17 protein-coding genes are annotated in these 18,054 nt (G+C 73.1%); 6 read left to right on the forward strand and 11 right to left on the reverse strand.

Features of this window, described 5'->3' with window-relative positions:
- Positions 1 to 20: 20 nt before the first annotated feature.
- The 5 genes from ABT057_RS45135 to ABT057_RS45155 all read right to left on the reverse strand — a co-directional run bounded on the left by ABT057_RS45135 (position 21) and on the right by ABT057_RS45155 (position 6,143).
- Positions 21 to 1,754 (reverse strand): VMAP-C domain-containing protein, encoded by a 1,734-nt coding sequence (locus ABT057_RS45135; RefSeq protein ID WP_352350460.1) that lies wholly within the window; start codon positions 1,752 to 1,754, stop codon positions 21 to 23.
- Positions 1,751 to 2,128, reverse strand: coding sequence for a CU044_2847 family protein (locus tag ABT057_RS45140; protein WP_352350494.1), 378 nt, complete (start codon positions 2,126 to 2,128; stop codon positions 1,751 to 1,753). The genes ABT057_RS45135 and ABT057_RS45140 overlap by 4 nt, the downstream gene beginning before the upstream one ends.
- Before the next feature lie 94 nt (positions 2,129 to 2,222).
- A complete protein-coding gene (locus tag ABT057_RS45145; RefSeq protein WP_352350462.1) occupies positions 2,223 to 3,548 on the reverse strand; it encodes a carboxyl transferase domain-containing protein in 1,326 nt (441 codons plus the stop codon).
- A 14-nt stretch (positions 3,549 to 3,562) separates the two neighbouring features.
- Positions 3,563 to 5,011, reverse strand: coding sequence for an acyl-CoA synthetase (locus ABT057_RS45150; protein ID WP_352350464.1), 1,449 nt, complete (start codon positions 5,009 to 5,011; stop codon positions 3,563 to 3,565).
- A gap of 70 nt (positions 5,012 to 5,081) precedes the next feature.
- Positions 5,082 to 6,143, reverse strand: a complete 1,062-nt coding sequence (locus ABT057_RS45155; RefSeq protein WP_352350466.1) for a MerR family transcriptional regulator — start codon at positions 6,141 to 6,143, stop codon at positions 5,082 to 5,084.
- A 149-nt stretch (positions 6,144 to 6,292) separates the two neighbouring features.
- Here ABT057_RS45155 and ABT057_RS45160 point away from each other — a divergent pair, with 149 nt between their 5' ends.
- Positions 6,293 to 7,174, forward strand: coding sequence for an ATP-grasp domain-containing protein (locus ABT057_RS45160; protein WP_352350468.1), 882 nt, complete (start codon positions 6,293 to 6,295; stop codon positions 7,172 to 7,174).
- On the opposite strand, the gene ABT057_RS45165 is transcribed toward ABT057_RS45160, so the two are convergent.
- Positions 7,164 to 7,754, reverse strand: a complete 591-nt coding sequence (locus tag ABT057_RS45165; protein ID WP_502974073.1) for a hypothetical protein — start codon at positions 7,752 to 7,754, stop codon at positions 7,164 to 7,166. The two genes, ABT057_RS45160 and ABT057_RS45165, sit on opposite strands and share 11 nt — an antisense overlap.
- 213 nt (positions 7,755 to 7,967) lie before the next feature.
- Here ABT057_RS45165 and ABT057_RS45170 point away from each other — a divergent pair, with 213 nt between their 5' ends.
- Both ABT057_RS45170 and ABT057_RS45175 read left to right on the forward strand, forming a co-directional pair.
- A complete protein-coding gene (locus tag ABT057_RS45170; protein WP_352350472.1) occupies positions 7,968 to 8,741 on the forward strand; it encodes an IclR family transcriptional regulator in 774 nt (257 codons plus the stop codon).
- On the forward strand, positions 8,738 to 9,589 hold the full coding sequence (locus ABT057_RS45175; protein WP_352350474.1) for an SMP-30/gluconolactonase/LRE family protein: 852 nt from the start codon (positions 8,738 to 8,740) through the stop codon (positions 9,587 to 9,589). The genes ABT057_RS45170 and ABT057_RS45175 overlap by 4 nt, the downstream gene beginning before the upstream one ends.
- A 14-nt stretch (positions 9,590 to 9,603) precedes the next feature.
- Here the strand turns inward: ABT057_RS45175 and ABT057_RS45180 are convergent, their stop codons facing one another.
- The 3 genes from ABT057_RS45180 to ABT057_RS45190 are packed head-to-tail and all read right to left on the reverse strand — an operon-like array spanning position 9,604 to position 12,807.
- Positions 9,604 to 11,004, reverse strand: a complete 1,401-nt coding sequence (locus ABT057_RS45180; RefSeq protein ID WP_352350476.1) for an NAD(P)/FAD-dependent oxidoreductase — start codon at positions 11,002 to 11,004, stop codon at positions 9,604 to 9,606.
- Complete coding sequence (locus ABT057_RS45185; RefSeq protein WP_352350478.1) at positions 10,997 to 12,202, reverse strand: MAB_1171c family putative transporter; 1,206 nt, start codon at positions 12,200 to 12,202, stop codon at positions 10,997 to 10,999. The genes ABT057_RS45180 and ABT057_RS45185 overlap by 8 nt, the downstream gene beginning before the upstream one ends.
- A complete protein-coding gene (locus tag ABT057_RS45190; RefSeq protein ID WP_352350480.1) occupies positions 12,202 to 12,807 on the reverse strand; it encodes a toxin-antitoxin system, toxin component family protein in 606 nt (201 codons plus the stop codon). The genes ABT057_RS45185 and ABT057_RS45190 overlap by 1 nt, the downstream gene beginning before the upstream one ends.
- Positions 12,808 to 13,080: 273 nt before the next feature.
- Here ABT057_RS45190 and arfA point away from each other — a divergent pair, with 273 nt between their 5' ends.
- Complete coding sequence (arfA, locus tag ABT057_RS45195; RefSeq protein WP_352350482.1) at positions 13,081 to 14,598, forward strand: arabinosylfuranosidase ArfA; 1,518 nt, start codon at positions 13,081 to 13,083, stop codon at positions 14,596 to 14,598.
- 37 nt (positions 14,599 to 14,635) lie between these two features.
- Positions 14,636 to 15,094: an RrF2 family transcriptional regulator gene (locus ABT057_RS45200; protein WP_352350484.1), complete on the forward strand. Its 459-nt coding sequence runs from the start codon at positions 14,636 to 14,638 to the stop codon at positions 15,092 to 15,094.
- A gap of 94 nt (positions 15,095 to 15,188) precedes the next feature.
- On the opposite strand, the gene ABT057_RS45205 is transcribed toward ABT057_RS45200, so the two are convergent.
- Complete coding sequence (locus ABT057_RS45205) at positions 15,189 to 16,049, reverse strand: intradiol ring-cleavage dioxygenase (protein WP_352350486.1); 861 nt, start codon at positions 16,047 to 16,049, stop codon at positions 15,189 to 15,191.
- Positions 16,050 to 16,300: 251 nt separating this feature from the next.
- On the opposite strand from ABT057_RS45205, the gene ABT057_RS45210 reads away from it, so the two are divergent.
- Positions 16,301 to 16,951 (forward strand): DUF4360 domain-containing protein, encoded by a 651-nt coding sequence (locus ABT057_RS45210; RefSeq protein ID WP_352350488.1) that lies wholly within the window; start codon positions 16,301 to 16,303, stop codon positions 16,949 to 16,951.
- A gap of 102 nt (positions 16,952 to 17,053) precedes the next feature.
- Here ABT057_RS45210 and ABT057_RS45215 read toward each other — a convergent pair whose 3' ends face one another.
- Positions 17,054 to 17,821 carry an intradiol ring-cleavage dioxygenase gene (locus ABT057_RS45215; RefSeq protein WP_352350490.1) on the reverse strand — a complete coding sequence of 256 codons (768 nt, stop codon included), beginning with the start codon at positions 17,819 to 17,821 and terminating at the stop codon, positions 17,054 to 17,056.
- Between the last annotated feature and the right edge of the window lie 233 nt (positions 17,822 to 18,054).

Below are 18,054 nucleotides of genomic sequence, written 5' to 3' on the forward strand. Positions count from 1 at the left end.
TCTCCGAGGGGTGCGGCGGCTCAGGCGACGGGGGAGTGGGAGTGGGCGGACGGGCCCGCGTGCGGTGCGGCGTGCGGGTCGGCGAAGACACGCGGGTCGTCCCAGAGCAGCTGGATGTCATGCGCCCAGTGGCCGTCCTCCGCGGCGGCCTCCTCACGCAACGCCAGTACCTGGCGCGGCAGCTCGGCGGGCGGTACGGCCGCCACGCACGCGTCCAGCTCGTCCAGGAAGGTCTTGCCCGAGCAGCCGTCCCCTCCCGCGCAGGGTTCCTCGGGTCCGACCACGCAGCCGCCGCGCGACCAGACGACCACCGGGGCGGGCGCGGTGAGCGAGGTGTCGAAGTGGGGGCGGGTGCGGGGCTCCGCCGGGGCGGTGGCGAAGCCCGCGAGGCACGCGTCGGGTTTGCGCAACCTCAGCCGCAGCCGGGCGGGTTCCTCGGGGCTGCCGCACTCCACGCGGTGCACCCGGACCCCCGTCAGGGCGTCGAGCCGCTGCCAGGCGCGGGTCAGCTGGTGCCGGGTGCCGGGCCGCAGCCGCGCCTGGTCGGTGACGACCAGCGGGTACACCGCCCCGAGCGGGGTGTCGTCGTCGGGCGCGTTCGCCCAGCGGTCCACCTCCAGGTCGATCCAGTCGCGGGGCAGCGCGAACGCGAGCAACTCGTCGCAGCCGGGCGTCAGATAACGGAACGCGGCCTGGATCCGGTCCTGTACGTAGGCGCGCATCCGGGACTGCGGGACGGTCTCGGAGCCGACCGGATGGCGGCGGCCACCGCTGTACGCGGACACCTCGACGCGGACGTGCCCGTCGCCCGCGCCGCTGTGCTGGAGGTCGACGAGGATGGGCGACCAGTCCGGCGCGGCGGCGGGCACGGCCTGCGACAGGGCGGGCAGCGCCTCGACCTGGGCGGTGAAGCGGCCGACCGTGGCGGCCGCGTCGGCGCCGTCGACCTCGCACAGCACGAACAGCGCCGCCGACCACAGCGAGTCGAAGCCCTCCGGCGGCGCGTCCGGGTCCAGCGGGCCCCGGGCGGCCTCGTACAGCCGTACCCGCCGTACGGGATCGCCGTCCAGGCCGGCTCGCACGGCCTTCTCGACCAGCTCGCGCAGCCGGGCGCGGTCGGCGGTGGGGTGGTCGGAGGTGGGGACCAGGCCCTCCAGGTCGGGCCAGTAGCGGGCCATCACCTCGGTGGGCATCATCCGCCCGTTGTGCACACCCGGGGCGCCCGCGGCCGCGGTGACCATGCCGACGACCTCGCCGGTGTCCTGGAGGGTGACCGCGGCGCCGCTGAAGCCCGGGGCGAGCGGCTGCCCGCCCGGCTGCCAGGCCTCCAGCTGGATCCACTCCCGGTTGAGCAACTGCGTCGCGGTGATGCGGTATTCGGCGAGCGTGCCCTCGTCGAAGCCGACCGGGAAGCCGTACACGACGAGCTTGCGGGGCCGGTCGGGCCGCTGCCCGTGCGCCGCGTCCACGGGCGCGAGCGCGGCCGGGGCGATCGGCACCTCGTGCGCCAGCTCCAGTACGGCGAGGTCGCCGAGGTCGGTGGCGCCGCCGCCCCAGCCGCCGTCGGCGATCACCCGGGCCGGTACGGCGGGTGAGCCGGGGCGCTCGGTGAACGTCACGGTCAGCGCGTTCGCCGCGCCGCCCTGGCGCACCACATGGGCGCAGGTCAGTACCTTGCGCGGGGTGACGAGGAACCCGGCCCCGGCGACCTGGCCGGCGCTCTCGATCCGGGCGTGCCACTCGGCGCTGTTCATGAGGCGGCGGCGGGCCCCGGCCCCTCGGCGGACGAGCCGGACGAGGCGGACGGGCCGGATGAGGCCGACCAGGTCAGTTTCACCACGAGATGGCCCTCCGCGGTGCCCTTGGCGATGAACGCGCCGGTCTCCGCCGAGAGCTTCACCCCGAACTCGATCTCCACCCCGTCGGGTCCGAGCGTGCCGTCCCGGAAGACCCGCAGCGCGGACTCGGCGGCCGCGCGCACCCCGTCCAGGGCGCTCTCGAAGGTACGGGCCGCCTGGACCGTGCCGTCCCCGCGGGCCACCAGCCGCGACCCGGGCCGGGCCTGCTCGGCCGCCTCCACGGCGACCACGGCCCCGTCGTCGGTCTTGAACTCCACCAGTCCGTCCACGACGCCCCCGTAGTCCCTTCCCACATCTCCTGCGGCTCTGTGCATCTCCATTGTTACGGACCGTACTTGCGCCTGTCCCGTTTCTCCCGCCTTTTCACCGCGCCCGCCGCTCTCCTGTCCGGATCACCCCCAGTTCGACCAAGTCCTGTGGCCGAATGCGGAGTTGATCTGCCGTCATCGCCACGTCCTCCGGCGGGCGTTTGAGGATCGCGGCGGCCGCCTCGGGCGCGATGACCGAGAAGTAGCTGTCCGGTGTGGCCCAGGTACGGCCCGGCGCGGCCAGCGCGAGCGCGCCGCCTGAGCCGCCCTCGCCGATCACCAGCGTGGTGATCGGGGTGCGGGCCGCGGCGACCGCGCCGAACAGCTCCGCGATCGCCGCGCCCGCGCCCTGCCGTTCCGCCTCGGCGTCATTGGCCGCGCCCGGGGTGTCCACCAGGGTCAGTACCGGGATGCCCAGCCGGTCCGCGAGCCGGATCAGCCGGGTCGCGGTGCGGTATCCGGCGGGCCGGGTGGCCGCCCCGGTCTGCGCGGCGTACGCGACCGTACGGCCCTGGTGGTCGCCGAAGCCGCAGAGCATCCCGTCGGGATCGGTGCCGCCGCAGCGGTCGCCGGAGATCGCGAGGCGGTGGGTGAAGTAGGCGTCCAAGTAGCGTGCCGCACGCGGCCTTCCGGGTGAGCGGGCGCGTCCTACGGCGTCCCAGCCGGAGGCCGGGAGGTCCCGCGCGCCGAGCGGTTCCGGTACCGGGGCGGGCTCGTCGGACGCCCCGGCCAGCAGGCGCAGCCACCACCCCAGCGTCTCCCGCAGCTCCCGCGGCCGTACGACGGCGTCCGCCGCCCCTGCCGCGACCTGCGCCTCCGCCGTGTACGCGGCCGGATCGGCGTCCGCCGGCCGTACCCGGGACCCGGCGAACCCGACCTGGGCGCCCGGCAGCGCGAGGACCACGTCGGCGCCCGCGCCCAGGGTGGCCCAGCCGCCGCCGGTCGTCGGGTCCCGCAGTACGGCGATCTGCGGCAGCCCGGCCTCCCTCGTCAGCGCGGACTGCCGTGCCACCCGCTGGAGTTGGGTGAGGGCGAGCATGCCCTCCTGCATCCGGCTGCCGCCGGTCGCGACCAACGGGACCACAGGCAGCCGGTGTTCACGGGCGTATGTGTACGCGGCCTCCAGCCGGTCGCCGGTGCGCTCGCCCAGCGAGCCGCCCAGGAAGCCGAACTCGAAGGCGATCAGCACCGCACGGGTGCCCTCGACGACGGCGGCGCCGCAGACGACGGACTCCGTCTCGCCGGTGCGCTCGGCGGCGCGGGCGCGCGAGAGGTCGTAGCCGGGCCAGCCCAGCGGCCCGTCAGGGCGGAAGTCGCCTTCGGGGCGGTTCAGTTCACGGAAGTCGTCGGCGACGAGGGAGATGATCTCCCGGGCGCTCACGCGGCGGCCCGCCGTCACGACGGCAGCGCCCGCTTCATGATCTTCCCCATGTCGTTGCGGGGCAGCGCGTCGAGGTAGCGCACGACGCGGGGCCGTTTGTGGGGCGCGAGCCGCGAGGCGACGTGGTCGGCCAGCTCGTCCCCGCCGGGCGGCGCCGCCGGATCGGCCGGCACGACCCAGGCGACGATCCGCTCCCCGAGGTCCGCGTCCGGCTCCCCGGTGACGGCGGCCTCCCGCACCCCCGGATGCTCCAGCAGCGCGTTCTCGATCTCACCCGCGCCGATCTTGTAGCCCCCGCTCTTGATCAGGTCGGTGGCCTTCCGCCCCACGATGCGCACGTACCCGTCCGGGTCGCGCACGGCCACGTCGCCCGTCCGGAACCAGCCGTCGGCGGTGAAGGCGGCGGCGGTGGCGTCGGGCCGGTTGAGGTACTCGGTGAACAGGTTGGGCCCCCGCACCTGGATCTCCCCTACGGTCTCCCCGTCCTGGGCGGAGACCTCCGACCCGTCCTCCTCCACGAGCCGCAGCCCGACCCCCGGCAGCGGCACGCCCACGGTCCCGGCCCGCGCCTCACCGTCGGCCCGCACGGAGGTGTTCATCAGGGTCTCCGTCATGCCGTACCGCTCGATCACCCGCCGCCCGGTCGCGGCCGCGATCCGCTCGTGGTCGTGCACGGGCAGCGCGGCCGAACCGGACACCAGCAGCCGCGCCCCGGCGAGCGCCTTCACCAGTTCGGGGTCACCGGGGAGCGCCTCGGCGATCCGGTGGTACATGGTCGGCACCCCGAACAGCATGCTCGCGCCGCTGTTCAGCTCCCGTGCGACGCCGTCCGTGTCGAACCGCCCGAGGTGCCGTACGGCGCCGCCCCGCCGCAACGGCCCGAGGACGCCCAAGACCAGCCCGTGCACATGGAACAGCGGCAGCCCGTGCACGAGGACGTCGTCCCCGGTCCACCGCCAGGCGTCGGCGAGCGCGTCGAGGGTGGTGGCGACGGCCCGGCGCGGGATGACGGCGCCCTTGGGCGGCCCGGTGGTGCCGGAGGTGTAGACGACGAGCGCGGCGTCCTCGTCACCGCAACCGCCGTCGTCGGGCGGAGCGGCCACGGTCTCGCTCACGTCGACGTCGATCCGCTCGAACCCGTCGAGCGCGGCGGGCAGTTCGTCCCCCGGAGCCGCGAGCACCACGCCGGGCGCACTGTCCCCGAGGATGTGCCCGAGCTCCTTCTCCCCCGACCTCGGGTTCAGCGGGACGGCGGCGGCACCGGCGAGCAGCACGCCCACCACGCCCACCGCCGTCTCCAGACTCGGCGTCGCCCACACGGCGACTCTCCCCACCCCCCGTACCCGCTCCCCGACGGCCCCGGCCACCCCCGCGAGCTCCGCGTACGTCAGCTCCCGCCCGCCGAAGCGCAGGGCGGCCCGCCCGGAGGGACGGTCGGTGAGGGCGGGGAAGAGAGAGGACACGTGGGTGCTCCTTCGGGGCGTGCGGGTGACGACACAGCCGTTCCTACCCCACCCGTGCCCCCGCTCCCCATCAGCCCCCCGTCTCCACCACATCCGCGACCACGCACGTGATGTTGTCCGGGCCGCCTGCGCTGTTCGCGGTGGCGGTGAGGGTCCCGACCGCGCCGGCGGGGTCGGGGGCGGTGGTGAGGACGTCACGGATGGTGTCGTCCGGAACGACGATCGGCAGGCCGTCGGAGCACAGCAGGTAGCGGTCGCCCGGCCGCGCCTCGTGGAGGCGGAGGTCGGGGGCGCCCGGGGCGGCACCGGAGAGGGCCTTGAGGAGGAGGGTGCGCTGCGGGTGGGTGACGGCCTCCGCCGGGGTGAGGCGGCCCTCGTCCAGGAGGGACTGGACCAGGGTGTGGTCGTGGGTGATGCGGAAGAGGGCGCCGTCGCGGAGCAGGTACACGCGGGTGTCGCCGATGTGGACGAGCGCCAGTTGCGGGCCGCCGGTCCACAGGAGGGCGGTGAGGGTGGTGCCGACCTCGTCGGAGTCCCCGGCCACCTCCCGGACGGCGTCCGTGGCGCCGCGTACCGCGTCCTCCAGGAGGTTCAGCACCCCGCCCGCCGGCACCTCCTCGGTCTCGAGGAACCTCAGCGCCTCCACGGCGGCGCTGCTCGCGGGCCCGCCCGCGTCGCCGAACCCGTCGGCGACGGCGAGCAGCCGCGGTCCCGCGTGGGCGGCGTCCTGGTTGGCGGGCCGCACCCGGCCCCGGTCGGAGTGGGCGGCGTACACGAGTTCCAGCATGGTGGGTTCCTTCGCGGTCGGATCCGAGAGATGGGCTACCAGGAACGCGGCCATGTCCCGCCGTACGGCCGTCTCCCGTTCAACCCGCGCCCAGTAGGCGCGGATCTCGCGGGCGGCAGCGGCCGGGTCGTCGAGGGCGCACACCTCGCGGATCAGGGCCAGCGGCATTCCCAGCCGCCGCAGCCACGCCACCAGCCGGGCCCGCTCCAGCTGCTCCGCCGCGTAGTAGCGGTACCCGGTGTCCGGGTCGACGCGTGCGGGCCGCAGCAGGTCCAGCTCGTCGTAGAGGCGCAGTGCCTTCGGCGAGAGGCGGCAGGCCCGGGCGAAGGCCCCGATCGTCAGCATGCGCGCACCTTGATTCCTCCTTCGTCCTGACCGGTTCCCGCTCTCGATGCTGGGGCTTCACCGAAGGTGAAGGTCAAGCGAGGTGTGGGGGCCCGTGCCGCCTTGTTAGCCTTCGGACGGTCGGACGTTCGTACGAAGGGGGAGTTCCCGTGGCCCGCATCGCCGTCGTCACCTATGACCCGCGGCCCGAGCCGAGCAAGGACGCCGATCTTCCGGTCCTGCTCCGGGCGCTGCGGGCGGCCGGAGCCGACGCGGACGGGGTCTTCTGGGACGACACAGCGGTCGACTGGGCCGCCTACGACCTCGTCCTCATCCGCTCGACCTGGGACTACAGCTGGCGGGCCGCCGAGTTCACGGCCTGGACGCAGAAGGTCGCGGCCGTCACCCGGCTGGCCAACCCGGCCGAGGTCGTGCGCTGGAACACCGACAAGCGGTACCTGGGAGAACTGGCGGCGGCCGGAGTGCCGACCGTGCCGACGCGCTACATCGCACCCGGAGAACCCGCGGGCTCCCTGGGGGAGGCCGAGTACGTCGTCAAGCCCACCTCCGGCGCCGGCGCCCGCTACGCCGCCCGCTACACCCCCGACCAGCACGACACGGCCGTACGGCACCTCGCGCGGATGCACGCGGAGGGGCTGACGGCGATGGTGCAGCCGTATGTGCGCGGCATCGACACCGGGGGCGAGCGGGCGCTGCAGTTCTTCGGCGGGCGCCTGCTGCACGCCAGCCGCAAGCGCGCCGTACTGGCCCGGGGCACCGCCTTCGACGCCGACAAGGTCGCCCACCCGGGGCTGGAACCCTGGACCCCGACCCCGGCCGAACTCGCCGTGGCCGAACGCGCCCTGGCCGCCGTACCCGACGCACCCGAACTTCTGTACGCCCGGGTGGATCTGGTGGACGGGGACGACGGGCAGCCGCGCGTGATGGAGCTGGAACTCGTCGAGCCCAACCTCTTCCTTTTCCTGCACCCGGACTCGGTGCCCGCCGTCGTCGCGGCGGTCCTCGCGGCGGCCGCCGCCGCTACTGCCTGACGGCCGTCCGCTGGAGCAGCCCGAAGGTGAACTCGGCGACCACCTCCCGTGGCACGCCCAGCGCGTCCGGCGCCGTGAAGGCGAGGCCCCAGCGGTTGGGGGCGGTGCCCTCGAGGCCGCGGGCCGGGGCGAAGGCGCGGGCGACCTCGTCGACCGTGCAGGACCACGGGGTCAGGTCGTCCAGGGTCCGCAGCTCGGGGGCCGGCGCCTGCGGGGCCCTGACCAGCCATTCGTTCCAGACGGAGTTGTTCGGCGCGACCATCACCTCGAAGCGGAGCTCGGGCCAGTAGGAGAGGGGCCACAGCCAGGCCTCGCCGTCGACGTCACCGATGCGGCGCGGCGTCCTCGACTCCGGTTCCCCGAGGATCGCGCGGTAGCGGGACAGCGCGCCCTTCGAGTGCGGGGAGTGGATCATCGCCTGCCAGCGCTTGCTGGCCTCCCGCGCCTGCGCGAGGGAGACACCCAGCTCATGGCGGGCGTCCTCCACCAGGTCGGGGTTGTGGTCGGCCATGCGGCGCAGCAGGACGAGCTGGAAGTCGAGCGTGGAGAAGGTGCCCGCCAGGCGTTTAGGGGTCGGCATACCCCCCATCCTGGCCCACCGGAGCGCGTCACGGGCATCACTCCATGAAGCCGGAACATCACTCCACGAAGCACGGCCGGCGCTGCGCGAGGCATGCTCCGCGCGGTACGGCCATTGCTCGGTGAAGGACCTTGTGACAGCCTGTGTTCGTCATGCCGATCGCCTGTTGAAATTTCGAACGCAGGCCTGGGACGAACAGGGAGGGGGCCGGTCGTGGGACGTCTCGTACCAGCCGTGACCCGAGCTCTCGACATACTCGAGCTCTTCCTCGACGGGGACGGCACGCTCTCCGCCCCGGACATCGTGCGCAGGCTCCAGCTGCCCCGCACGACCGTGCACGAGCTGGTCACCACGCTCGCCGCGCGCTCCTACATCGTCCCCGTGCCCGGACAGCCCGGACGCTACCGCCTGGGTGTCCGTCCGTACCAGCTCGGCAGCCGGTACGCCGAGCAGCTCGACCTCGCCGCCGAGGGACAGCAGGTCGCCCGCACCGTCGCCGAAACATGTGACGAGACGGTCCACGTGGCGATCCTCGAGGGCACGGACGTCATCTACATCGCCAAGGTCGACTCCACGCACGCGGTCCGCATGGTCTCCGCCGCCGGCCGGCGCCTGCCGGCCCACTGCACCTCCGTCGGCAAGATGCTGCTGGCCTCCCTGCCCGAGCCGGAGCTCACCGCCCGCATTCCCGACGACGCCGACCTCGTCCGGATGACCCCGAACAGCATCACCGAGCCCGGCGCGCTGCGCGAGGCGCTCACCGAGATCCGGGAGCGGGGCATCGCCGTCGAGAGCCGCGAGTCCAACCCGGACGTCTCCTGTGTGGCCGCCCCGGTCCGCGACCGCACCGGCCAGGTCGTCGCCGCCCTGTCCATCTCCGTGCCGATGATCCGCTGGAGCGACGAGCGCCGCGCCGAACTGGAGCAGCTCGCCGCGAAGGGCGCCGCCGAACTGTCCGAACTGCTGGGCTACCGGAGCGTGGCATGACGAGGACGACCTTCGAGGTGGCGGTCCGCGCCGAGGCCACCCTCGGCGAGGGCCCGACCTGGGACCCGGTCACCGGCCGCCTCCTCTGGCTCGACATCCTGGGCTCCCGCCTGCACACCTACGACCCGGCCACCGGCCGCCGCACGGTCCGCGTCACCGACCAGCACGTCGGCGCCGCCAAGCCCCGCGCGGGCGGCGGCCTGGTCCTCAACCTGCGGGACGGGGTGGGCCTGCTCGACCCGGACGGCGCCTTCCGCTGGCTCCACCGCGAGCCCGTCCCCGGCCGCCGCGCCAACGACGCCGCCGTCGCCCCCGACGGCTCGCTGTGGGCCGGCACCATGCGCTACGACGAGGCACCCGGCGGCGGCACCCTGTCCCGGCTCACCGGCGACGGCTCGGTGCGGGTCGTCCTCGACGACGTGGCGGTGAGCAACGGCACGGGCTGGAGCCCGGACGGCTCCCTGATGTACTACATCGACTCCCCGACCCGCCGGATCGACGTCTTCGACCACGCCGACGGCCGGATCTCGGGCCGCCGTCCCTTCGTCGTCGTCGAGGACGGCGCCGGTTTCCCCGACGGGCTCACCGTCGACGCCGACGGCTGTGTGTGGGTGGCGCTGTGGGACGGGGGAGCGGTACGCCGTTACACCCCGACGGGTGAACTGGACCGCGTCCTCACCCTGCCCACCCCGCGGGTGACGGCCTGTGCGTTCGGGGGCGCCGACCTGACGGACCTGTACATCACGACGGCCCGGGTGGGGCTCGGCGCCCCGCCCCCACTCGCCGGGTCACTGCTGGTGGTGCGGGGCGCGGGGAAGGGGCTGGCCCAGCCGGCGTTCGAGGGCTGACCCGGCCGGGGCCGCTACCGCAGCCCCACCCGCTTCAACTCGTCCTCAGTCAACGGCGGCCCGGTCAGCGCCGGCTGCAACGGCCCCACCGCGGCCGCCGCCAGAACCGACGGAGCCAACAGCACCTCCGCCCCCCGCTCCAGCGACGTCACGTCGGTCACCCGGCGCGCGATCCGCCCGTTCCCCGTGGCCGTCCGCATCAACCGCCTCACATAGGCCGCGAGCATCCGGTCCCGCACCGTCGGCCCGCCCTGTGTCGCGCCGGGGTAGAACACGTCCTGTCCGGTCGCCAGGTCCCACGCCGCCCCCGCCGGCCGGGCCACCGCCTTCTGGACACGGCGCGACAGACCGGCCGAGCCCCAGCCGTGGCGCCGCACCACGTCCCGCAGCCGCACCGCGCTCTGGGCGGCGACGGCGAGCCCATGACCGTAGAGCGGGTTGAACGCGGCGAGCGCGTCGCCGACGACCGCGAAGTTCTCCGGCCACAGCGGCATCCGCTCGTAGAAGTGCCGGCGGTTGACGGTGGCCCGGGTGTACGACACGTCGGTCAGCGGCTCCGCCCGCTCCAGCAGCCGGCCGATGATCGGGTGGCGCAGCTCCTCGCGGGCGAAGCGGACGAAGTCGTCGGCGGACCGGGAGGGTTCACCGCCGCGCGTGCCGTTCAGGGTGACGATCCACCGCCCGTTCTCGATGGGCAGCAGGAACCCGGCCCGCCCCGGCCTGCCGTCCCGCGGGTCCGGCTGCACGTTGACGATCGGATACCCGGACCGCGCCTGCTCCGGCGCGAGGTACAGCCGGCTCGCGTACGCGAGGCCCGAGTCGACCTCGCGCCGCCGCACGGCGGGCAGCCCGAGGTCCGCCAGCCAGCCCGCGGCCCGCGACCCGCGCCCGGTGGCGTCGACGACCAGACCGGCCGGCAGGACCCGTTCCTCCTCGCCCTCGCGCACCCGCACCCCGGTCACCGCGCCCGGCCCGCCCTCCAGCCCCGACACCTCGGTGCCGTCGAGCAGCTCGACCCGTTCGTCCGCGAGGACCTGCGCGCGGACCGTCGCGTCCAGCAGGTCCCGCCCGGCGAGGATCACGTGGTGCGACTCGGGCCAGCGGCGGAACCAGCCCTGGGCGCCCATGACGACCATGTCCGTGGTGACCGGATGCCGGCGCGCCCCGGCCTCCCCGAGCGCCCGAGTGGCGTCCGGCAGCAGCTCGGTCAGCGCCCGCACCCCGCCCGACCACAGCATGTGGGCGTGGCCGGCCTGCGGCAGGCCCCTGCGGGGTGCGGGCCCGTCGGGCAGGACGTCCCGTTCGACGACGACGACCCGGTCGGCGAGGCCGGTCAGGGCGGCGGCCGCGAGCATGCCCGCATGGGATCCCCCCAGGACGACGGCGGTTCTGGCGGGGGTCGGATCTTCACTCATGCGCGGACAAGCTCTCTGCCGGGGCGGCCGCGCGCTTGCGGACCGCGTCGATGTCGTCGGGGTGACGGAGAACCCGGGACACGGCCTGGATCTCCCGCAACAGGTACGTGGTGTCCGGCGGCGCGGACGAGGAGGCGGTGTCCTTGGCCCGCGAGGACCGTCGCCGTGCCGCCACCGCCTCCTGGATGGTCACCGCCGCGGCGAGGGCCTGGGCGTGGCCGCGGTCGAAGCCGAGGGCCACGGCCGCGTCGTAGGAGCGGACGCGCAGGCCGTCGTCGAGGTACCGGGACAACTGCAGGAGCGCGTCGCGGATGAACGTCTCGCGGCGGATCAGCCGCAGCTCAGGGGTGGCGCGCAGGGCGAGCGGCTCGCGGGCGCCGGCCGCGGGCCGCAGCAGCCGGGCCAGCGGCCTGAGGCCCCGGTGCCGGCGGCGCAGCCGCCAGCGCTCCTGGAGGTACTGGCCGGCGTGCGGCACGATGAAGCCGATCGCGACCAGGGTGGCGGCGACGCAGGCGGCCGACGGCGCGATGTTGGTGTTCAGCCAGTCCAGGTCGTGCCCGGTCCAGCGGGCGCCCACGGCCGTCAGCTTGGCCGCGCTGAACAGCAGGTTGGTGACGTACCCGGCGCCCAGGAAGCGCAGCCCCCAGCGCAGCCAGGCGTCGAGGCCGTCGGTGCGGCTCCAGGACCAGACGAGCCGGGCGGTGACCGAGCAGGCCACCGTGTGCGCGAGCAGGTAGAGCAGGATCTCCTCGCGCATGAAGGGCGTGTTGGCGTAGTACGTGTCCAGGTCCCGGATCCGCTCCACGGGCACGTCGGCGAGCGCGAACAGCACCCACAGCAGGGCCACCACGCCCGCGTACACGGACACCACCCACCGGGTCGCCCGCCGGGTCTCGGCCGAGCGCTCGGTGAGGTTGTTGCGCCAGGCGATGACCAGCAGCAGCCAGGACGCGGAGAGCGCGGTGAGCAGCGAGTACACCCAGGGCGCCGCGATGTTGGGCACGCCCGTGATCCGGTTGGTCCAGGCGATGGTCCCGGGGGCGGCGAACACGAACACCGCGCAGGCGAACAGCAGCAGTCCGCCGACGGCGCGCAGCAGCGGGTCCCGCCACAGCTTGAGGATGCTGGGCAGCTTGATCGCGAGGGCGGTGGCCAGCACCAGGGTGGGCAGCCAGAAGGACACGTACAGCCCGTGCATCACCGCGCCCCGCCCCTGCGTCCGCGATAGCCCAGCGTCCGCTGGACGGGTGAGGTCTCCCCGGCCGGGCCGGGTTCGGACAGATACCGCCGCAGGCGGGCCGCGATCCGGTGGCCGAAGTCGTCCGCGTCGGCCTCGTCGGCCTGGCGGGAGCCGTCACGGGCGGCCACGGTCAGCGCGTCGGTATCCCAACCGGGCTGACCGGCAAGGGCGTTCGCGGCTTCGGAGCCGACTCCGTGGTGATGCCGGTGTCCTGCGTGCAGATGCCACAACTCATGGCCGAGGATGACCAGTTGCTGCACCTCCTCGGCCCGCTCCTCCACGATGACCAGGTCGAAGTCCCGGAACTCCACCCACAGTCCGGTCACGCCGATCTCGTCGGGGAACCGCTCGAACCGCAGCTCGACCGGACGCCCGTCGCGCCGCGCGGCCATCTCCTCGCACAGCGCTTCGCCCAACTCATGGATCCCGGTGGGCGGACGGGGCCTGGTCCGCAGCGCGGCGGTCAGCTCCGCGGCCAGTTCGCGGATGCCGGAGGCGGCACCGCGACCAAGCAGCGCCGCGGCGACCCGGGCCGCTTTCCCGCGCACGCCCGCGATGTCCATCAGCCCACGGCCCCCTTCTCACCACCGCCCGGCAGCGGATCGAGCCTACGCGGCCCGTCGTGCCCACGTCACCCAAAACCCTTCTTGGGTGCCCCCGCCCCATTGACGTGCGAAGCGAGAGGATCTTACGGTCCGGTTCGAGGAGACGGCCGTTATTCGACCAACCGAACATAGGCGATCCGGGGCGCGGGGCGGTGTCGACCCGCGGCTCCGCCGCCTGAGCGAGACCGGCCACGACGAACCCGCAGCCGCAGACGAACCGGAAAGGCGCACATGCACCCCGCCCGCTTCACCCTCGACCCCGCCTTCACCGTCGGCGACGTCAACCCCCGCCTCTTCGGCTCCTTCGTCGAACATCTCGGCCGGTGCGTCTACACCGGCATCTTCGAACCGGACCACCCCACGGCGGACGAGGCCGGTCTCCGGCAGGACGTCCTCGACCTGGTCCGTGAACTCGGCGTCACCGCCATCCGCTACCCCGGCGGCAACTTCGTCTCCGGCTACAAGTGGGAGGACTCCGTCGGCCCCGCCGAGGACCGCCCCCGCCGGCTCGACCTGGCCTGGCACTCCACCGAGACCAACCGCTTCGGCCTCTCCGAGTACATGGGCTTCCTGCGCAGGCTCGGCCCGCAGGCCGAGCCGATGATGGCCCTCAACCTGGGCACCCGGGGCGTCGCGGAGGCCCTGGAACTCCAGGAGTACGCCAACCACCCCGCCGGCACGGCCCTCTCGGACCTGCGCGCCGCCCACGGCGACAAGGACCCCTTCGGCATCCGGCTCTGGTGCCTCGGCAACGAGATGGACGGCCCCTGGCAGACCGGTCACAAGACCGCCGAGGAGTACGGCCGGATCGCCGCCGAGACGGCCCGCGCCATGCGCCAGATCGACCCGGACGTCGAACTCGTCGCCTGCGGCTCCTCCAGCCAGTCCATGCCGACCTTCGCCCAGTGGGAGGCGACGGTGCTGGCGGAGACGTACGACCTCGTCGACCACATCTCGCTGCACGCCTACTACTGGCCGGAGGACAGCGACGTCGACTCCTTCCTCGCCTCGGCCGTCGACATGGAGTCCTTCATCGACAACGTCGTCGCGACCGCCGACCACGTGGGCGCGAGGCTCAAGTCGAAGAAGCGGATCAACCTCTCCTTCGACGAGTGGAACGTCTGGTACCTGCCCCGCTGGGAGGAGCACGCCAAGGGCATCGACCAGCGGGACTGGCCCGAGGCGCCCCGCCTCCTCGAGGACAACTACAGCGTCACCGACGCCGTGGTCTTCGGCTCCCTCCTCATCGCGCTGCTCCGGCACGCCGACCGGGTCGCGGTCGCCTGCCTCGCCCAGCTCGTCAACGTCATCGCCCCGATCCTGACCGAGCCCGGCGGCCCCGCCTGGCGGCAGACGACCTTCTTCCCCTTCGCCCAGGCCGCCCGCCACGGCCGCGGCGAGGTCCTCGACGTCCGCGTGGACTCGCCGACGTACGAGACGAGGAAGTACGGGGAGGCCGACCTGCTGCACGCGACGGCGGTCCGCGCCGAGGACGGCACGGTGACGGTCTTCGCGGTCAACCGCGGCCGTACGGCGGCGCTGCCCATCGAGGTGGCCCTTCACGGACTCGGCGTGACGTCGGTCGTCGAGCACAGCGTGCTCGCGGACGCCGACCCGGACGCCCGCAACACCCTCGCCGACCCCGAGCGGGTCGCCCCGCACCCGGCCGAGGGCACGGCCCTGACGGCCGACGGCCTGCTGACCGCCACCCTGGAACCGCTGTCCTGGAACATGATCCGGCTGGCCTGACCACGACCCGGGCCACGGTCTGACCCACAATGGGCGCATGAGGATCTCGGCAAGGGCTGACTACGCGGTACGGGCGGTACTGGAGCTCGCCGTACGACAGGGCGGTGAGCCGGTGAAGGCGGAGACCGTCGCCGTCGCGCAGGACATCCCGCACAAGTTCCTGGAGGGGATCCTCGGCGATCTGCGGCGCGGCGGGATCGTCGACAGCCGGCGCGGCGGGGGCGGCGGCTACCGGCTCGCCCGCGACGCCGCGGCGATCACCGTCGCGGACGTGATCAGGGCGGTGGACGGTCCGATCGTGTCCGTACGCGGCGAACGCCCGACCGGGCTGACGTACACCGGCTCCGCCGAGCCGCTGCTGCCCCTCTGGATCGCCCTGCGGGCCAACGTCCGGCGGATCCTGGAGGGCGTCACGGTCGCCGACATCGCGGCCGGCGCCCTCCCGGAACCGGTGAGGGCGCTGGCCGACGAACCGGCCGCCTGGGAGAACCCTTAGGGGCCTCAGCCCGCCGGAGCAGTGAGCGAAGGCCGTTCTGCCGCGGCCCGGACGCGTTGCGTGGCGGGGCCGCGGCGAAACGGTGCCGTCCGGGTCAGGCGGAGTTGACGCCCACCGTCAGCGTCGCCTTGTAGCCGTCCGAGACGCTGGAGCCCAGGGCGGTCAGGGTCAGCAGGCCGGACGAGGCGCCGCCGTCGTCGTAGATGCTGTCGTCGGCGAGGGCGGTCTCCGCCGTGGTGTTCGTGGAGTAGGGCGACGTCGCCTGGACCTCCTCGTTGATGTCGGGGTCGAAGAACAGCTGGCCCGTGTGGATGGTCTCGCCGCCGGTGTACGAGTCGTCGGTCAGGGTCACGTCCGTGTGCACTCGCATATGGACGTGGACCGCGCGGGAGACGTAGTGGCCGGGCCAGATGGAGGTGATGCTGCACTGGCCGTTGGAGTCGGTCATCTGGCCGCCGCGCAGGAAGGTGCCGTTGTCGTCCTCCGTGTGGCCGTTGCCGCCGACGAAGCCGGAGTACTCGCCGAGGGCGTCGCAGTGCCAGATCTCCACGAGCGCGTCGGCGAGCGGCGCGCAGTCGTTGGCCTGGTCGACGACCGTGAAGGTGTACTGGACCTCGAAGCCCTCCTTGTCCTCCCGGACGTCCTCCCGGACCAGGGCGCCGTCCAGGGAGTACGGGCCCTCTGTGACCTCGGCGTTCAGGGTGCAGACGCCGGAGGTGGCGGTGCTGGAGGCGGAGGCCTCCACGTCGGTCTCGGTCGAATCGCTCTCACTGCCGCCGGTGTCGGCCGACGCGAGGCCGGCGATCGCGAGTCCGCCGGCCGCGGCGACGGCGCTGCCGCCGATCAGGACGCGGCGGCGTTTCATGCTCTTGTCGAGCCGGTGCCTCCCGGGCTGGTTGTCGTCGGTGCTGTCGGTGTTGTCGAGGATCTCGTGGTGCTCGTTGTTTCCCGTCATGCAGAGGAAGTTAGGAGCGCATCTGAGGAAATCCTTAATGTGCGGCTGTGAAGGGCCTGGGGATGCAACACCCAACTCGCCTCTTATCAAGGGTAGTTCGGACATAGCGTGTGAACGCGCCGGGGTGAATGGCCGGTGTTCGACCTGTCCGGGCCACCCGGGTCTCCCTACGATTCCCTCGCCGCGGTGCTTCACAGAAAACACACAGGTTCTCCACGCTTCAACGAAGAAACGACGAGGAGAGACCCCCCATGGCAAGTGGACTGCTCCTGGGCGGCGCCGTCGCCGCCCTCGTCACCGCGGCGGTGCCCGCGCACAATCCCGCCGCGTTCGACGACCCGCCCCCGGACAAGATCGTCATCGATGTCGCCACGGTGAACGGCTCCGGCTGTCGCCCGGGATCGGCGGCCGTCGCCGTCTCCGAGGACAACACGGCCTTCACGGTGACCTACAGCGAGTACCTCGCCCAGGTCGGCGGCAACTCCGACCCGACCGCCTTCCGTAAGAACTGCCAGCTCAGCCTGGTCGTCCATGTCCCGTCGGGCTTCACGTACGCCATCGCCCAGGCGGACTACCGCGGCTTCGCCTCGCTCCAGTCCGGCGCGAACGCCGTGCAGCGGGCCTCGTACTACTTCCAGGGCTCGTCGCAGACGGTGTTCAAGAACCACACCTTCAACGGCGCGCTGAACGACAACTGGCAGGCGACCGACACCACCGACTGGGCCAACCTGGTCTACGCGCCCTGCGGAGTCCAGCGCAACTTCAACATCAACACCGAGCTCCGGGTCAACGCCGGCAGCTCCTCCTCGTCCAAGGTCAGCTTCATGACGATGGACTCGACCGACGGTGACATCAACACCGTGTACCACATGGCCTGGAAGGAGTGCCCGGCCAAGTCCTGACGTCGGCAGGCGGTGTACGGGCCGAACCACCGGCGACACCGCTGACACCGGGGACGGCGATTCAGCGATCGCCGTCCCCGGCCGCCGGTCGGCGGGGCAGGGTCAGCTGTCGACGCCCAGCGTCAGCGTCCCGGCGTACCCGGACGACGTCGAGCTCCCCAGGGCCGTCAGGGTCAGGAGGCCGGACGCGGCGCCTCCGTCGTCGTAGATGGAGTCCTGGGCGAGGGTGGTGCGGGTGACCGTGTTGGTCGAGTACGGGGAGATCCTCGCGACGGCGGTCGTGATGGTCTCGTCGAAGAAGAGCTGGCCGGTGTGGACCTCCTGGCCGCCGGTGAAGTGGCCGTCGGAGGTGACCGTGACGCCGGTGTGGACCTTGACGTGGATGTGGATGCAGCGGCCGCGGTACCAGCCGGGGTAGATCGTGGTGATCGCGGCGGCCCCGCTGGAGTTGGTGAGCACACCGCCGCGCAGGAAGGTGCCGTCGTCGGGTTCGCTGTGGCCGTTGTTGCCGACGTAGCCGGAGTACTCGCCCAGGGCGTCGCAGTGCCAGATCTCGACCAGGGCGTTGGCGAGGGGGGCGCAACTGGCGGCGTCGACGACGGTGAGGGTGAGTTTGAGCGGGATGCCGGCCTTGCCTTCGGTGATGTCGGCGCGGACGTACTGTCCGTCGAGGTAGTAGGGGCCTTCGGTCATCTCCTTCGTGAGGGTGCAGACGGCCGCGGCGGCGACGGGAGCGGTGTCGGCGGCCTTGGCGGTGGGGGCTTCGGTCGACGCGGCGGCGCCCACGGCGAGGGTGGCGGCGGTGGCGCCCGTGGCCACGAGCACCGTACGGCGTCCGATGGGGCTGCGAGTTTCCGAGGTGTCTGTCATGAACACGGCACCCTAGAAACGCTTCCTGTCGGGAGACTGTCAGTTCGGCAAAGTGTCGACACGTCAAGGTCCTTGTAGGACAAGGGGGGGCGCTCGGGGCCCTGGGTGTCGACCGGGCGTACCGGAGGCGGCAGCAAACACCCGGGGCCTCTCCTGGGGCACCTCATCACCGGGGCCTCGGGCAGTGTCGTCTCAGGGCGCATCTCCTACACCTTCGGTCTGCGCGGCCCTTC

Origin of the sequence: Streptomyces sp. NPDC002588 (assembly GCF_040295925.1) — a bacterium.
Classification (GTDB): domain Bacteria; phylum Actinomycetota; class Actinomycetes; order Streptomycetales; family Streptomycetaceae; genus Streptomyces.

Bases quoted from the DNA above. Each gene is read 5' to 3' on its own strand.
- ABT057_RS45135 (WP_352350460.1), bottom strand. From the start codon at position 1,754: ATGAACAGCGCCGAGTGGCACGCCCGGATCGAGAGCGCCGGCCAGGTC.
- ABT057_RS45155 (WP_352350466.1), bottom strand. From the start codon at position 6,143: ATGCTGACGATCGGGGCCTTCGCCCGGGCCTGCCGCCTCTCGCCGAAG.
- ABT057_RS45165 (WP_502974073.1), bottom strand. From the start codon at position 7,754: ATGCCGACCCCTAAACGCCTGGCGGGCACCTTCTCCACGCTCGACTTC.
- ABT057_RS45175 (WP_352350474.1), top strand. From the start codon at position 8,738: ATGACGAGGACGACCTTCGAGGTGGCGGTCCGCGCCGAGGCCACCCTC.
- ABT057_RS45180 (WP_352350476.1), bottom strand. From the start codon at position 11,004: ATGAGTGAAGATCCGACCCCCGCCAGAACCGCCGTCGTCCTGGGGGGA.
- ABT057_RS45185 (WP_352350478.1), bottom strand. From the start codon at position 12,202: ATGCACGGGCTGTACGTGTCCTTCTGGCTGCCCACCCTGGTGCTGGCC.
- ABT057_RS45190 (WP_352350480.1), bottom strand. From the start codon at position 12,807: ATGGACATCGCGGGCGTGCGCGGGAAAGCGGCCCGGGTCGCCGCGGCG.
- arfA (WP_352350482.1), top strand. From the start codon at position 13,081: ATGCACCCCGCCCGCTTCACCCTCGACCCCGCCTTCACCGTCGGCGAC.
- ABT057_RS45200 (WP_352350484.1), top strand. From the start codon at position 14,636: ATGAGGATCTCGGCAAGGGCTGACTACGCGGTACGGGCGGTACTGGAG.
- ABT057_RS45205 (WP_352350486.1), bottom strand. From the start codon at position 16,049: ATGACGGGAAACAACGAGCACCACGAGATCCTCGACAACACCGACAGC.
- ABT057_RS45210 (WP_352350488.1), top strand. From the start codon at position 16,301: ATGGCAAGTGGACTGCTCCTGGGCGGCGCCGTCGCCGCCCTCGTCACC.
- ABT057_RS45215 (WP_352350490.1), bottom strand. From the start codon at position 17,821: ATGACAGACACCTCGGAAACTCGCAGCCCCATCGGACGCCGTACGGTG.